This window comes from Roseovarius conchicola (assembly GCF_041403425.1).
Taxonomy (GTDB): domain Bacteria; phylum Pseudomonadota; class Alphaproteobacteria; order Rhodobacterales; family Rhodobacteraceae; genus Roseovarius; species Roseovarius conchicola.
Genome location: NZ_JBGEHK010000010.1, coordinates 72,818 through 87,402, shown reverse-complemented (window position 1 = coordinate 87,402; position 14,585 = coordinate 72,818). Strand labels below are relative to the sequence as shown.

Here is a 14,585-nt window from a genome sequence, read left to right as displayed (position 1 = left end):
AATGCGCGAGATAACGCAGGCGCGCGCCATTGACCAGAGGCGATATCTGTCGCCAGATGGCCAAAACCACATCGGGGGAACATCAGATGACGCTCACACCAAGGGCCTGGGTGCCTGAGCCCTGCGAGGCACGCGTGCAACAGATCGCCACACAAACCGCCGGAACGACAAGTGATCAGATCGCCGCGCGCCTTGACGCGCTCACGGTCGAAAACCAGCGCATTCACGAGCGTGAGTGTTTCAACCTGAACCCGGCCACCAATGTGATGAACCCCAAGGCCGAGGCATTGCTCGCCCGAGGCCTCGGATCACGGCCCTCGCTGGGCTATCCGGGGGACAAATACGAAATGGGGCTGGAGGCGATTGAAGAGATCGAGGTGATTGCCGCACGACTGGCCGCTGAAGTATTTGACGCAGGCTTTGCCGAAATCCGGGTGCCGTCCGGTGCGATTGCCAATCTTTATGGCTTCATGGCGACCTGCCGTCCCGGCGATACGATCATCGTACCCCCGGCCAGCATCGGCGGACACGTCACGCATCACATGGGCGGCTGCGCCGGGCTTTACGGGTTGCGGATCTTTGAAGCGCCAGTTCTGGAGGATGGGTATACCGTTGATGTGGCGGGGTTGGCCAAGTTGGCCGAGGTCGAAAAACCCAAGCTGATCACCGTGGGGGGCAGTCTGAATCTTTTCGAGCACCCGGTGCGCGCCGTGCGCGAAGTGGCAGATAAGGTAGGGGCCAAGGTCCTGTTTGACGCCGCCCATCAATGCGGAATCATCGCCGGACGGGCGTGGAAAAACCCACTGAAAGAAGGCGCACACCTGATGACGATGAGCACCTACAAAAGCCTCGGCGGACCGGCGGGCGGGCTCATCGTGAGTGACGATTCCGAGATTGCCGCGAAGTTGGATACCATCGCCTTTCCAGGCATGACGGCGAACTTTGATGCCGCGAAATCGGCAGCCTTGGCAATGTCCTTGCTGGACTGGCGCGAGGTGGGACAGGATTATGCGGCGGCGATGATTGCGTTGGCAAAGGCGCTGGCCGAGGCGTTAAAATCGCTTGGCATCCCGGTTTTTGCCACGGCGGACGGTGTCACCAACTCGCATCAGTTCGCGATCGAGGCGGCTCGATATGGTGGCGGCCAAGCAGCCTCGAAACATCTGCGCAAGGCGGGGTTTCTGGCCTGCGGGATCGGCTTGCCCATCGCGCCGGTTAACGGCGACATGAACGGGTTGCGCATCGGCACCCCGGAACTGGTGCGATGGGGTGTCAAAGCTGCGCATGCCGAACGCTTGGCAGGATTGATCGCCGCGGCCCTGAATAGTGATACGCCCGAGACGCTCTTGCCCGAAGTGTCAGACTGGCGGCAAAGCTTTGACAGGCTGCGCTACGTTCTGTGATGCGCGCCCTACCCTTTGATCGGATACCTGTCCGGTTCTGAAAATACATCGATCACCCGCGTGCCCGCTTTGATCACAGCGCCATGTTCGACACCGGACCCAATCGAATAGCTGTCGCCGGGGCGGTAGGTCTTGGTCTCACCGCCGATGGTGAATTCAATCTCGCCCTCCACTACCGTGCCCCATTGCGCGCCATGGGAATGCGGCGGCAGCACCATGTCCTGCAGGAAAGTGAAAAACACCGTCAGCCCTGCGTCCGAGCGGATCGCACGGGTTTGCACCACCTCCTCGGAAAACGGCACGTCAATTGGTGGAAAGTCCATGATGAAATCCGGGAAGGGCATATCAATATCCTTTATGGCTAAAGGAAGCGACTATGCGGGCTTACATCCTGCGACGCAATATTGCTGTGTCAGTTCATTTTCTTGTGGATACGACGGACCATCCACCAGACGAGAGCCACGATGGGCAAGGTCACCGTAGCGGTCAGCATTCCCTTGGTAATGCCCAGCGGCTCGGCCAGCGGATAAACCACATAAGAGGCCAGCGACACGGCATAATAACTGATCGCCACCACACTAAGCCCCTCAACCGTCTTTTGGAGCTTGAGTTGCAGATCGGCGCGTTTGTCCATGCTTTCCAGCAAAGCCTGGTTCTGGGCGCTGCGCTCTACGTCCACCCGGGTGCGCAGCAGCTGCGCGGTACGGCTGGCCCTGGCCGACATCGCCTCAAGCCGATCCTTGGCCGACAACACGGTGCGCATCGCCGGCAGATAGCGGCGCATCATGAATTCGGCAAAGATTTGTCGCCCCTCAAATCGCTCTTCGCGTAACACCTCGATCCGCTGATTGACGATCTTCTCATAGGCCATGGTGGCCGCGATGCGGAACGAGGAATGTGCGATCATGCCTTCCAGTTCGGTCGAAATGGTCAACAACTCTTCCAGAGCATCTTCGGGTTTGTGCACTTCGCCTGCCAGACTGCCGGTCAGGTGATTGAGCTGATCGTCCAAGGCGCCCATTTGCGCGCCCATTTCGCGCACCCGTGCAAAGCCCAGCATCGACATGGCCTTGTAGGTCTCTATCTCGCAAAGGCGCTGCACAATCCGCCCAATCCGGCGGTCTCCCGTATCGGGCGCTACCGAGACCGCAAAGCGCAGATGACCCGCCGGGTCGATCCGAAAGTCACCTGCTAACACTGCGGCGTCATCAAGCACACGGGCCACGGCCACGCTTTCTGCCACGAACCAATCGGCGATATTCTGGCGGAATTCTTCTTTGTTGCTCCACGGTGAGACCCGGATCAGAGCCGAGGTGATCCGCTGACCCGGAGCCGCCGCAAGCCAATCGTGCGGGAACACCTCGAAATCTGCGGGATCAAACGGGCGATCACTGACCCCATCGATGAACACCGTGTAGGTCATGAATTCGGTATGGCTTTCCCATTTCAGGTGATGCCGCCCGATCTTGCCGAAGTAATGCGTCGCCCCGGGTTGCGGATGGCTGGCCCCGTGACGATCCAACAGGTCAATCAAATGCGCCATATCGGCGGCGCGATCCCGTTTAGCCGCGTCCTGTTCAGGTTTGATCGCCAGGTAAACCGCTGTCGCGGGCGCATCCAGTGACGGGAATGGGCGGGCGTGCAGCTCGTTGGCAAGGTCGTAACGCAAGGCGTGGTCTTCGATGGGGGGCATGGGCCGATCCTGTTAGCTTCGCTCTTGTATGTAGCGTGATCAACGCCTCTTTGGAACAGATTTAATTTTCACATCAAAGGGTTAGCGGAATGCCACTGCATACCGTTCAGGCCCTTCAAGCCCATCCGGGTCAAGAACATGCGACGTCAATATCTGTCGCCCTTCGCTGCTTCCGGACAGGGCGCATCAAGGCCTGCGCCCTACCCTACCATGTCAGGTGTCACGTAGATCAATGTCGGGCCATCCGCCTTGAACGCCTCCAACACCGCCTTCTGCATCGCGGGGATATCCTTAGGCGCTTGCGCACGCGCACCATAAGCCTTTGCCAAAGCACAGAAATCAGGATTATGCGCAATCACCGCGTTGGGGGCGATCTGGGCACGCACCATGCTGTCTTCGATTTCTTTCAGTTTGCCATTGTCCCACAGGATAATCGGCAAAGGCAGTTTCATTTCGACCGCCGCCCCCAGTTCCTGCAGCGTGTATTGAAACCCGTAATCCCCGGCGATGGCCAGTGTCGGCTTGCCCTGCCGCGCCATGCAACCACCAATCGCCGCAGGCATCGCATAACCCAACGTGCCAAAGCCATAAGGATGATGCCAATGCCCCGGGCGCGGCATGGTCCAGACCTCTTTCGAGACATAGGCAAACTGGGTCATGTCGGAATAGATCATCGTGTCATCGGGCAGAACTTCCTCCAGCGCGCGGGCCAGGGGCACGATCCCCGGGCGCTCGGCGTCGGTGTCGGCCTCCCACCGTGCCCGCATCGCGGCAATGTCTTTGGCAACCCAGCCCTCGGCCTGCGTCAGGTCATGGATCAGCAACCCTTCCGCCAAAGCAGCGCCATCGCATAGAATGCCATCCGTGGTGCCGGGCATGGAGTTCAGCTGTTCAGGGTCGATATCCACCCGGATCATGCGGCCCTCGTGGCCCAGATCAACGCGCCACAGATCATTCTCGGACAGCTCGGTGCCCACGGCCAGCACCAGATCGGCTTGCCCAATCACCCCGGCACTATCGGGCTGCGCCAGATAGGTGCCAAAGGCCAGCGGATCGTTTGCGGCGATGATCCCGGTGCCGGCATAGGTGGTGAAACTGGCCGCGCCGCAGCGTTTGACCACCTCGCGCCACGCTTCAGCGCCCGGCACAGCCCCTCCCCCCAATACAATCATCGGTTTCTTGGCGGCGTTCAGCGCCTCGGCCACCAAGGCAACCGCCTTTAGCGGAGCTGAGCGCGCCATTTGCGGTGCCGGAGCAGCGGGGGCTGCCGCGGCCTCGCCTTCCAAGGCCCGGATCGGGACCTGGATGTGTTTTGTCCGTGGTCGTGCGCCTTCAAACTCGGCCAAAGCCCGGTCAATCAACTGATAAGCGGCCCCTGCATCACGCGCCTCATAGCTCCAGTCACAGACTGTGCGGGCCGCGCCTTCCTGATCCAGCATCTGGTGCAACTGCCCGCGCCGCGCCGCCGTTTCATCCAGACAGGACGAAATCACCAACACCGGTACGCTGTCCGAATAAGCCTGACCCATCGGGGTCATCACATTGCACAGGCCCGGCCCGGTGATCACATAGGCCACGCCCGGCTTGCCGGATGCGCGCGCATAGCCATCTGCCATGAACCCCGCGCCCTGTTCGTGACGCGCCAGCACGTGGGTGATGCCGGCTTCTTCGATACCGCGATACATTTCCTGGTTATGCACCCCTGGAATGCCGAAAATCACATCCACACCGCGCGATTTCAGCATATGGCTGATCTGTGCGCCCAAAGGTCTCGTTGTCATCATGCTCTCCAGAAACTGATGGTGAAAATTGCATAGACGGCCAGCAATTCCAGACGTCCGATCAACATGGCTGCCGCCAACACCCATTTCGCCGTGTCATTCAACGATGCGAAATTGCCGGCCGGCCCGATCGTGTCGCCGAGGCCCGGACCGATATTAGCCAGCGCCGCCGAAGCCCCGGACACGGCGGTGACGAAATCAAGGCCCGTCAGGCCCAGCACCACCGAGATCACGCCCAACGTGACCGTGAAGAACACGAAGAACGACATTACCGAGTTCAATACATCATCGCCAACCGGGCGCCCCTGATAACGCGGGGTGAACATGCCATGGGGCGTCAGAATGCGTTGCAGCTGGGCCTTGATTGAGGCTAACAGAAGTTGATAGCGGAAGATCTTGATCGAACAGGCGGTCGACCCCGCGCAGCCTCCGATCAATCCGACAAAGAACAGCATCGCCACAGGGAAACTGCCCCATTGCATGTAATCGGCGCTGGCATAGCCGGTGCCGGTCAGGATCGACACCGTGTTGAACAGCACTTTGCGGAAGGCCGCCTCGCTGGGATTTTCGTTCTGCCAGAACTGCCAAAGCGTGACGATCACGACCAGCACAATGGCAGTGGCGAAAAACCCACGGACCTGCGGATCGTGGATCAGCGGCTGGGCAGTGCCCGCCGTGATTTGCACAAAACGCACGAAGGGCAGCGCAGCCAGCATCATGAAGATGACAGCGACATATTCAGTGGTCCCGCCAAAAGCCCCAAAACTGGCGTCGTAATTGGCAAACCCGCCGGTGGCGACCGTGGTCATGGCATGCACGGTGGCGTCAAACGGGTCCATCCCCGACAGCACGTAACACAAGACACATAGCAGGGTGAGCGCCAGGTAGATCACCGAAATACGCGAGGAAATCTCGGTCGCGCGTGGCAGGATCTTGCCAAAGGTGTCAAACCCTTCGGTGCGGAAAATCTGCATCCCACCGACGCGCAGTTCGGGCAGGAACACCATCGCCACAACGATAATCCCGATGCCACCCAGCCACTGCATCAGGCCCCGCCACAACAACAGCCCCTTGGGCAATTCCTCCAGCCCGGCAAGTACCGTGGATCCGGTAGTGGTCAGGCCCGACATCGCCTCGAAAAACGCATCAACGAAGCGCAGATCGGTATCACCCAGCATGAAGGGCAAAGCGCCGAACAGCGGCAGGATCACCCAGACGCCCGTCGTCAGCAAAAAGGTCTGTTGAATCGTCAGCCCCTCTTTGACGCCGTTCTTACAGGTCAGCGCCACCAAACCGCCCACCAGCACGGTCAGAATCGCGCATTCGGCAAACACGTTCCAATGGCCCCGGCCTTCTGCAATATCGACCATGAACGGCAGGATCATGGCGAGACCCAGGGCCATCACCATCAATCCAACCACATATCCGACGGGACGCAGATCCACCATGCGGCGCAGCGTTGGCCGTCCCGCCCCCCGGTGTCAAGCAGGTCTGATCATGTCACGTTACCCGGGCAGGATGTCTTCAAAGACAAAGGCCGGGATTTCATCGCGTGTCAGGCCCATCTCTGCCAGTTCCTTGTCACTCAGAAGATGCAGCCGCGCCACGCTGGCAAGCCGCGAGCGGTTGAGCATATAGCTGTTCATGCCATGGGCACGCTCAGCCAGATAACGATCCAGCGAACTGCGCCACTCCGAGGTGCAGAATGCGATGCCGATCGGTGTTTCCGTAAACTTGTCTGTCATGGACGTGCCTTTCCCTGATGGAAATGTCGTCCTCCCGCTCTCAGCTTACAGGAATTCTGTCGAAGATAAGAATGGCCTGGCACGGATGCGCGAGATTTTGCTGCAATGCAGCATTCTCGCATCATCCGTTTCTGAGGGGTCAGGCGTAAAACAGGTCGTGAAACACGTGATAGGCAATCTGATCGCGTTTCAGGCCCATTTCGGCCAGTTCCGCGTCCGATTTCGCCTCAAGCGCTTCGATTTGCGCGCGCCGCGACATGTGATGGGCGTGCCCTTCCATGCCTGTTGTCATGCGATCGAACAGCTTGCTGAAAAAAGCTGACAGACCGGTTGTGGCGGAGATGTTTGTTGCAAAGAACGTCATTTGGAAACCTCGTTTGGTTGGTTTGGTTTCCTCCCAACACCAATATTAGGTCAGGATTTATGACGCACAACAGCCTAATTGGAATGGCAGGGTTGCACGATCTGCAACCCCGCAGGTCAGCTCTTATTCGGCGGGGGCCGTCGAGGTAGATTGCGGCATCGCAGGGGGTGCCGAGGGTTGGCGTTTTGATTTGTTGTTTGCCTTGACCGGCTGTGTCGACATAGCTGGTTTGGCTGCTGCGGCTTTGGCGGGTGCGGCGGCCTTGGACACAGGTTTTGCTGCTTTCACCGGTGCCACTTTGGCGGGTTCGGCTTTCTTCACAGGAACCTTGGCAGACGCGGCAGGCTGGGCTGTCTTCGCGGCGGCCTTGGCGGGTTTCGCAGTCACTTTTGCGCCCGTCTTGGCCGGTGTTTTGGCAGGCACCTTCGTTGCAGCCTTCGCAACAGGTTTGGCACGGGGCTTGGTTACGGTATTGGCCGCAACCGCCTTCTTGGCGGCAACCGGTTTCTTAGCGGATTGCGCCGACTTGGACACCGGGGCCGGTTTGACCTTAGGCGCGACTGCCCGCTTGGCCCTGGCAACTGGCTTGGATGCTTTCAATGCAGACGCAATCGGCATATGAGGCATGAACGGATTGGCCTGAAGCACGGCCTGACCAAGAACTTGCGCAACGCGCATGTTGTTTTCGATCATGTAGCCGGTCAAACGAATCCCGGCCACTGAAAGCTTAAGTGGTGCTGAAACGATTTGCATTGGGTCGATCCCTTTCTGTGACGGCGACCAGATGTAATGAATTTCTGTGACAACGCTGTAAATCTTTTCGCAGGTGCAGAAAAGTACACAGGTGCCTTCTGCGGCAAACTGCTGCGCTTTTCGGCGATTTCGCGCCAAAGCGTGCGCGATCTGCCCGCAAAACAGGCAAATCGGGTCTGTTCAGGGGTTATCCGACGTGGAACAGCGTATTGAACAGCTTGGGATCAATGCTGTCGCTGGCAAAGCTGTCGCCATGGGTCAGAATGCTGACCGCATCATGGCTGTGCAGGCTTTCCTGATGGCTGGCCATCACCCGGAAATCGCCGATCCGCTCATCCGCTTCCAATTGTTCACAGAACAATCGGGCGGCGTCCTCGACAAAGATCGGATTGGCAGCGTTCAGCTCGGCAAAGGCCTGTTCATCTTCGCGTTTGACCATAACCTGCGTCTCTGTCGGCACGGCATTGCGGGCCATGTCGATCAGATCTTCAAACCACAGGCAATCGCCACACAAAACCTCGACCGAGATGCGCGCGACAGACCGTTGCGAATGCGGCGTGGCCAATTGCCCCCGCGCCTGACGCGCGTGCTCGCTCAACTCAAGCGAACACGGGCAGGTCGACGAATAGACGTAATCGAGATGCATGAACTTGCGGCGCACACCGTCCCGTTCGATCAGCTCAAGCGCGATGTCGTAATACTGGTAGCCCTCCAGCCCCGAGCGCAGGGATTTCACCTTGGCCGGATAGCTGAACCGCATCTGAAGCCGCGCATCGATGCTATCGAGATCGCTGATATAGTCATCCAGCGCCGCCTCAATCACCTCGAAACTAAAGGTTTTCTCAGCATGCTTATAAAAGCTGCGCATGATGCGCGACATGTTGATGCCTTTTTTCTCGGCCTCAAGGCTTACCGTGCCGGTGACAGAGGTTTCCAGCCGGATATCGCCATTGTCGCGGGTATGATAGCTGATCGGCAGGCGGAAATTCGAGATGCCCACATGCTGCAAATCCTGACGTGATCCACGGATCAGCGAGCTGGGACCGTTCTGCAAGTCTGGCAGAGTGGCCTTGTAGGCCGCATCAGCGATGAAATCCCGGGGATAGTCACGCTTGAGCACCGGATAGTTCGATACTTCGCTGCGTGTCAAAATACGGGCCACGGCAGGGTCTAAATCGGCCACTTCTTCGGGGGATGCCGACTCGGCCCATGTGCGCAACAGATCCAATGCTTGCTTGGCGTCATCACGATCAGGGGCGGGCACAAACTCATCGGGTTTGTAGTTCATAAACACTGTCCTCCGGGCATCCTGCCTATGACTACATAAACCAAGGCGGCGCGCATTACCAATTTCGATAAGGAATACGCCAAAAACGACCTTATGGATCAATCACCGGTTGACACAATTGGCTTCATTCCGCCTTAGCCCTTCAAAAACAGGGCCAAGCGCAGCCATTCGCCATGATCAAACCGCCTCAAGCGCCTGCAGGATATCCGCGATCAAATCCTCGCTGTCTTCGATCCCCACGCTCAGACGTACCAATCCCGGGTTGATCCCGAGGCGCGCGCGTTGCTCATCTGACAGGCGCTGGTGAGTCGTGGTGGCCGGGTGTGTGATGATCGACTTTGCATCACCCAAGTTATTGGAAATCAATACAATATCCAGCGCGTTCAGGAATCGGAATGCCGCCGCCTGTCCCCCCTCCAGTTCAAGCGAAACGACTGTACCCCCTTTGCCCATCTGCCGCGTCACAAGGGCGTTTTGCGCATGGTTGGGATGGCCGGGATAGATCGCGCGGCTCAACTTTTCGTGACCTTGCAGCACATCCGAGATTGCCAGCGCCGACGCCGCCTGTGCCTGCACGCGCAAATCAATCGTCTCAAGCCCCTTGAGCATGACCCAGGCCGTGAAGGGCGACATCGATCCACCGGTGTGCTTCATGTAAGGTTCGACCGTTTTGCGGATATACTCGCGGGTGCCCAGGATCACCCCGCCAAGGGTGCGCCCCTGCCCGTCGATATGCTTGGTCGCCGAATAGACCACCACATCGGCCCCTTGCGATATCGCGCGTGAAAAGACCGGTGTGGCAAAGACATTATCCACCACAACGGTCGCATCCACCGCATGGGCCAGCTTTGAAACCGCCTCGATATCAACCACTTCCAGCGTGGGATTTGCAATGGTCTCAAAGAAAACAACCGACGTTTCGGGCCGGATGGCCCCGCGCCATTCATCAAGGTTCGTGCCGTCGACAAATGTCACCTCGACCCCGAAACGGGTCAGAATCTCTTCCAGCACGTAAAGGCAGGACCCGAACAAGGCCCGCGCGGCCACCACGTGATCACCCGATTTCAGCATCGCGGTCAGCGCGCCACTGACGGCGGCCATGCCGCTGGCCGTGGCAAAGGCATCTTCGGCCCCTTCCAGGGCTGCGATCCGCTCTTCAAACATGGCCACGGTGGGATTGCCGTAACGGGCATAAATAAACTCATCCGGACCCGCATCGAGGAACCGTGCTTCGGCATCCTCGGCCGTGTCATAGACGAAGCCCTGGGTGAGGAAAATCGCCTCGCTCACCTCGTTGTACTGGCTGCGGCGCGAGCCACCATGCACCAGTTTTGTCCGTGTTTTCAAATCTTTCGTCATCTTAGACCTCCGGGCCCTCGCCCAATGAAAAACCCCCGTGCGCGGTCAAGCGAAAGGGGGCTTTCATCCTGACCTTTTAGCGGTGTTGTTTAGCGTGGCCCGCAATCCGGTAACAAATCGCCACGTGATTTTCGTTTATCCAAGCTGAAAGCGCAGGTCAACATGTGTCGACCGCTTGGAACTGATCATTCAAAAACCTGTTTGAAGCATATACCGAAGATTTCAGGCGCGTGATCAACTAAGGCGCCTCAGGCAGATCAGGCCGGTGTTGCGTCGTTCGTGTCAGGGATGGTGAGCAGAACCAGAACCCAGTAGATCGCATGCAGAACCAGCATGAAGAGTGGCATCACGGTGATCCACACTCCCGGGCTTTCGTACATGATCAGCACCTCGTTCGCGACGATGATCAGTGCGGCCATTGTGGCATTGACCCTAAGCAGGCTGACCGGAGCCGAATGACGTCCATTTGCCGGCATCGTCTTGCGCAGCCGCTCAAGCACTTCTCGTTCACGCAGGATACCAAGCACCATGACCACCAGGAAAAAACCGCAAATGACGGTCAAAACCCGCTGGGTAAAGATCGGGCTGCTCAGCCACAATTGCAGCACTGCGATGGCGAGCGTCAGGCCCACTGCACCGTGCAGCATGCGCCGCTTGGCGCTGCCCATTTTCACCAGATTTGCACCTGCATTCGGCAGGTTGCGCCACACCAGATAGGCCTGCGCAGATACCACTGACACCACGAAGGCGGGATCTTGGGAAACGCCTTGTGCCCGCAGCACCATCCAAAGTCCGATCATGATGACAAAGGGCAGCATGTTATGCGGCTGGATCGGAGGGATCGAGGCGCAAACCTCGAACAGGCGGGAGGGCAGAGTCTTTTTCATGCCGTCGTTCTAGAAAACAAATAAGGCAAAAGCCGGGCACGGACGGGAGAATTGCGCGATATTTTACACCCTCAGTTTGGGGGTGTTTCCTCGTCTTCTTCGGTTGAGTGTTCCGAGAACACCTTGCCTTGCGTCATGAAGAAAACGAAGATTGCAAGAGTCAGGCCGAAGGTTTTGAAATAGACCCAGGTTTCTTCGCTTTGGGTCCGCCAGACCAGTTCGTTCAACACGGCCAGCCCGAGGAAAAACAAGGTCAGGCGGCGCGTCAGGATCATCCATCCCTCTTGCGTCAGAGGCATCATGCTGTCCATCACGACCTGCAGATAGGACTGTCCCCGCATCAACCCAAACCCCAGAATCCCCACGAAAATCAAATAGATAATCGTCGGCTTCATCTTGAAGAACCTGGGGTCGTTGAACCAAACGCTGAGGCCCCCGAACAGCACGATCAGCACGGCGGTGACCATCTGCATTTTCGACAGGTGCCCCGTCAGCTTCCAAAGCGCGGCCATGGACAACAGGAACACAGGGATAAACCCGGCGGTGACCACGACAAAGCCGTCATAGTCAGTGCCCCCAAAAGTGAAGACCCGGTCTTTCAGCCACAGATAGGCGACGAAGAAGCCAAGGATCGGGCCGAACTCAAGGGCGGGTTTCAACCAGGATGGGTGGGCAGGTTCGTCCATGAACAGCTCCGATATAGGTGCGTCTTGCGGCGCGGGTGGGTCCAAGATTGGGTCTTATCCGCCCATTTCAACTATCACAGCCCCCGCTGCGATCAATGCCATCAATGCAATTCGTCGCGGGCCCACCGTTTCGCGCAACGCCAGCCAGCCGATCAGGGCCGCAAACACCACCGAGGTTTCGCGCAGCACCGCCGCCTCGCCCACCTGATCCAAACGGGTGGCCAACATGATCGAGCCGAAGGACAGGAACGCCACGATCGCGCCGACAAAGCCGCGTTGCAACAATGGTCCGAGGGCCGGCCGGTTGAGCGTACGCCGCCAACGCATATAAGCCACCCCCGGCAGGGTCATGCCTTCAAACATGAAAAACCACGCCAGAAAGGTGAACGGATCGGCCGTCGCCCGGATGCCATAGGCGTCATAGGTGGTGTAAATCGCCACCATCAGCCCCGTTGCCACCGCCAAAGCGAGGGCCGTGGGCAACATATGCCGGTCCACCTCCAGAAAGATCAGGTTGTAGACCGCAAGGCCAAAAATCCCGCTCAGCAGAACCGCAACGCCCAACCACTGGGTCAGCGTAAAAGTCTCCTGAAACACCAGATAAGCCCCTATGACCGCGAATAGCGGCCCGGTGCCGCGCACCACCGGATAAACTACGGTGTAGGCCCCCTTGGTATAGGCCTGCGCCTGCAGGCATTTGTAGATCACATGGATCACCACCGCCCCGGCAAAGATCGGCCACATATGCGGCTCGGGTAAAGGCACGACAAACAACGCAAAAGGCATCGCCAGAACAAACAGCCAGACATCAATCGCCCCGCGGGTCAGCCAAGGATCATGCCGTCCCTTTTGCAATGCGCCAAAGACCGCATGCAAAAAGGCGGCGAGGAGCGCCAACCCAAGCGCCAGATTATGGCCTGCTTCGGTCCCTTCCAGAGAGATCAGCCAATCGCTCACGCGTCAGACGGGGAATATGAAATTATTTTCGAAACCATCGACTGTCTCAACAGTCTGCAACCGCGATATTATAAAGAATACCCGGCTTCGCCCCTCGTCTCCTTTACCGCGGTAAGGACGCTCAACCACTTCAATCTTTTCCACTGTGTCGTGACGCTCAAGATACTCGACCACGGGTTTGGGATCACCTTCGACCTCTATGAAAAACTTGAACTGGGTACCAAGGCGCTTGTGAATCTTTAGGCGAACCTTGATCGGTCCGTCACCGATGCGAGTGGCATCGACATCGATTTTTGTGACCTTATTCCTGAGGCGACCGTGATATCTTTCCTGATCACTGGCAAGCTCCTTCAAATACGTATCGTTGCCATAACGAATGAACAACAAATATAGTTCTTTAATCTCTTTGGGCACCTCGGGCAGCGGGCTAAGCTCGATTTCAATTTCTCGAGTTCTGAGTGAAAGCTGAAAGTAGAGCTCCTGGCTAATCCGGCGCGCGAAAGTCCATACGACCCCGGCGATAGCCACCAACAAAGTCACATCAAGATAGACCTCCAAGGAACCGACGCGGGCAATCATATCGTCGGTCATGTGGGGTCCATTCCAGTCAGGGCAGCCGCAAATTCCTCGGGGTCAAACGGGGCCAGATCGTCAATCTGCTCGCCCACGCCGATGGCATGGATCGGCAGGCCGAACTTGTCGGCCAGCGCCACCAGCACGCCGCCCTTGGCCGTGCCATCCAGCTTGGTCATGACAAGGCCAGATACATCGGCCAGTTTCTGGAACGTCTCGACCTGGCTCAGCGCGTTCTGGCCTGTCGTGGCATCCAGCACCAAGAGGGTATTATGCGGCGCGCTGTCGTCCTTCTTGCGGATCACGCGGACGATCTTGGCCAGTTCCTCCATCAAATCCTGACGGTTTTGGAGCCGCCCTGCGGTGTCGATCATCAGCAGATCCGCACCATCGGCCTCGGCTTTGTCCATGGCGTCGAAAGCAAGGCTGGCCGGGTCGGACCCTTCGGGCGCGGTCAGAACCGGCACGCCTGCACGATCCCCCCAGACCTGCAACTGTTCCACGGCGGCGGCCCGGAAGGTGTCACCTGCGGCGATGACTACCTTTTTGCCCGCCGCGCGGAACTGGCTGGCCAGTTTGCCAATCGTTGTGGTCTTGCCCGAGCCGTTGACGCCGACCACCAGAACCACCTGCGGTTTCTTGGGGTAAAGCGGCATGGGGCGGGCCACAGGCTCCATGATGCGGGCGATCTCGGCGGCCAGCAACTGTTTGATTTCCTGCGTGGAAAGCCGCTTTCCCATGCGTCCTTCGGCCATGTTGGCGGCCACGCGCAGGGCCGTGTCCACGCCCATATCGGCGGTGATCAACAGCTCTTCCAGCTGCTCGACCATGTCGTCATCCAGCACCCGGCGCGTGACGGTTTTGGCCTCGCCGCGCCCAAACAAGCGGCCCAGAATGCCCGGCTTCTGCTCCGGTTCCGTGGCTGGCTCGGACAAGGCTGGCGTCAGATCCACCTTGAGCGGGGCAACGGGTTCGGGTTCGGGTTCGGGTTCGGGTTCGGGTTCGGGTTCGGGTTCGGGTTCGGGTTCGGGTTCGGGTTCGGGTTCGGGTTCGGGTTCGGGTTCGGGTTCGGGTTCGGGTTCGGGTTCGGGTTCGG

At 58.5% G+C, this 14,585-nt stretch carries 15 protein-coding genes and 1 riboswitch; of the genes, 1 reads left to right on the top strand and 14 read right to left on the bottom strand.

Features of this window, described 5'->3' with window-relative positions; genetic code table 11:
• Positions 1-86: 86 nt before the first annotated feature.
• The gene (locus V6N02_RS20165) at positions 87-1,403 is read left to right on the top strand and encodes a serine hydroxymethyltransferase (RefSeq protein ID WP_371228769.1); all 1,317 of its coding nucleotides are present in this window, start codon (positions 87-89) and stop codon (positions 1,401-1,403) included.
• An 8-nt stretch (positions 1,404-1,411) separates the two neighbouring features.
• Here V6N02_RS20165 and V6N02_RS20160 read toward each other — a convergent pair whose 3' ends face one another.
• From V6N02_RS20160 to ftsY, 14 genes are all read right to left on the bottom strand, one after another.
• A complete protein-coding gene (locus tag V6N02_RS20160; RefSeq protein WP_371228767.1) occupies positions 1,412-1,747 on the bottom strand; it encodes a cupin domain-containing protein in 336 nt (111 codons plus the stop codon).
• Between the two features lie 68 nt (positions 1,748-1,815).
• Positions 1,816-3,096 (bottom strand): DUF3422 family protein, encoded by a 1,281-nt coding sequence (locus V6N02_RS20155; RefSeq protein WP_371228765.1) that lies wholly within the window; start codon positions 3,094-3,096, stop codon positions 1,816-1,818.
• Positions 3,097-3,296: 200 nt separating this feature from the next.
• Positions 3,297-4,877, bottom strand: a complete 1,581-nt coding sequence (locus V6N02_RS20150; protein ID WP_371228764.1) for a thiamine pyrophosphate-binding protein — start codon at positions 4,875-4,877, stop codon at positions 3,297-3,299.
• Complete coding sequence (locus V6N02_RS20145; protein ID WP_371228761.1) at positions 4,877-6,325, bottom strand: TrkH family potassium uptake protein; 1,449 nt, start codon at positions 6,323-6,325, stop codon at positions 4,877-4,879. The genes V6N02_RS20150 and V6N02_RS20145 overlap by 1 nt, the downstream gene beginning before the upstream one ends.
• Before the next feature lie 57 nt (positions 6,326-6,382).
• Positions 6,383-6,622, bottom strand: a complete 240-nt coding sequence (locus V6N02_RS20140; protein ID WP_371228758.1) for a DUF1127 domain-containing protein — start codon at positions 6,620-6,622, stop codon at positions 6,383-6,385.
• A gap of 139 nt (positions 6,623-6,761) precedes the next feature.
• Positions 6,762-6,986: a Rossmann-fold NAD(P)-binding domain-containing protein gene (locus V6N02_RS20135; protein ID WP_371228755.1), complete on the bottom strand. Its 225-nt coding sequence runs from the start codon at positions 6,984-6,986 to the stop codon at positions 6,762-6,764.
• A gap of 123 nt (positions 6,987-7,109) precedes the next feature.
• Positions 7,110-7,739 carry a hypothetical protein gene (locus V6N02_RS20130; RefSeq protein WP_371228752.1) on the bottom strand — a complete coding sequence of 210 codons (630 nt, stop codon included), beginning with the start codon at positions 7,737-7,739 and terminating at the stop codon, positions 7,110-7,112.
• 187 nt (positions 7,740-7,926) lie between these two features.
• Positions 7,927-9,027, bottom strand: coding sequence for a GTP cyclohydrolase FolE2 (gene folE2 / locus V6N02_RS20125; protein ID WP_371228749.1), 1,101 nt, complete (start codon positions 9,025-9,027; stop codon positions 7,927-7,929).
• Positions 9,028-9,204: 177 nt separating this feature from the next.
• Positions 9,205-10,386: an O-succinylhomoserine sulfhydrylase gene (gene metZ, locus V6N02_RS20120; RefSeq protein ID WP_371228745.1), complete on the bottom strand. Its 1,182-nt coding sequence runs from the start codon at positions 10,384-10,386 to the stop codon at positions 9,205-9,207.
• Positions 10,387-10,442: 56 nt separating this feature from the next.
• Positions 10,443-10,520: riboswitch (SAM riboswitch) on the bottom strand.
• 123 nt (positions 10,521-10,643) lie between these two features.
• Positions 10,644-11,273, bottom strand: coding sequence for a hypothetical protein (locus tag V6N02_RS20115; RefSeq protein WP_371228742.1), 630 nt, complete (start codon positions 11,271-11,273; stop codon positions 10,644-10,646).
• Positions 11,274-11,344: 71 nt separating this feature from the next.
• Positions 11,345-11,959: an inner membrane-spanning protein YciB gene (locus V6N02_RS20110; protein WP_371228739.1), complete on the bottom strand. Its 615-nt coding sequence runs from the start codon at positions 11,957-11,959 to the stop codon at positions 11,345-11,347.
• Positions 11,960-12,013: 54 nt separating this feature from the next.
• The gene (locus V6N02_RS20105) at positions 12,014-12,916 is read right to left on the bottom strand and encodes an EamA family transporter (RefSeq protein ID WP_371228737.1); all 903 of its coding nucleotides are present in this window, start codon (positions 12,914-12,916) and stop codon (positions 12,014-12,016) included.
• Between the two features lie 3 nt (positions 12,917-12,919).
• Positions 12,920-13,507, bottom strand: coding sequence for a hypothetical protein (locus V6N02_RS20100; RefSeq protein WP_371228734.1), 588 nt, complete (start codon positions 13,505-13,507; stop codon positions 12,920-12,922).
• Positions 13,504-14,585, bottom strand: a 1,082-nt coding sequence (gene ftsY / locus V6N02_RS20095; RefSeq protein WP_371228731.1) for a signal recognition particle-docking protein FtsY, incomplete at its 5' end; no start/stop codon positions are given. The genes ftsY and V6N02_RS20100, both read right to left, overlap by 4 nt.

What these genes read in the sequence shown, in the direction of transcription:
- V6N02_RS20150 (WP_371228764.1), bottom strand. Translation starts at nt 4,877, where the DNA reads ATGACAACGAGACCTTTGGGCGCACAGATCAGCCATATGCTGAAATCG.
- V6N02_RS20115 (WP_371228742.1), bottom strand. Translation starts at nt 11,273, where the DNA reads ATGAAAAAGACTCTGCCCTCCCGCCTGTTCGAGGTTTGCGCCTCGATC.
- V6N02_RS20165 (WP_371228769.1), top strand. Translation starts at nt 87, where the DNA reads ATGACGCTCACACCAAGGGCCTGGGTGCCTGAGCCCTGCGAGGCACGC.
- folE2 (WP_371228749.1), bottom strand. Translation starts at nt 9,027, where the DNA reads ATGAACTACAAACCCGATGAGTTTGTGCCCGCCCCTGATCGTGATGAC.
- V6N02_RS20140 (WP_371228758.1), bottom strand. Translation starts at nt 6,622, where the DNA reads ATGACAGACAAGTTTACGGAAACACCGATCGGCATCGCATTCTGCACC.
- V6N02_RS20135 (WP_371228755.1), bottom strand. Translation starts at nt 6,986, where the DNA reads ATGACGTTCTTTGCAACAAACATCTCCGCCACAACCGGTCTGTCAGCT.
- V6N02_RS20145 (WP_371228761.1), bottom strand. Translation starts at nt 6,325, where the DNA reads ATGGTGGATCTGCGTCCCGTCGGATATGTGGTTGGATTGATGGTGATG.
- V6N02_RS20130 (WP_371228752.1), bottom strand. Translation starts at nt 7,739, where the DNA reads ATGCAAATCGTTTCAGCACCACTTAAGCTTTCAGTGGCCGGGATTCGT.
- V6N02_RS20155 (WP_371228765.1), bottom strand. Translation starts at nt 3,096, where the DNA reads ATGCCCCCCATCGAAGACCACGCCTTGCGTTACGACCTTGCCAACGAG.
- metZ (WP_371228745.1), bottom strand. Translation starts at nt 10,386, where the DNA reads ATGACGAAAGATTTGAAAACACGGACAAAACTGGTGCATGGTGGCTCG.
- V6N02_RS20100 (WP_371228734.1), bottom strand. Translation starts at nt 13,507, where the DNA reads ATGACCGACGATATGATTGCCCGCGTCGGTTCCTTGGAGGTCTATCTT.
- V6N02_RS20110 (WP_371228739.1), bottom strand. Translation starts at nt 11,959, where the DNA reads ATGGACGAACCTGCCCACCCATCCTGGTTGAAACCCGCCCTTGAGTTC.
- V6N02_RS20160 (WP_371228767.1), bottom strand. Translation starts at nt 1,747, where the DNA reads ATGCCCTTCCCGGATTTCATCATGGACTTTCCACCAATTGACGTGCCG.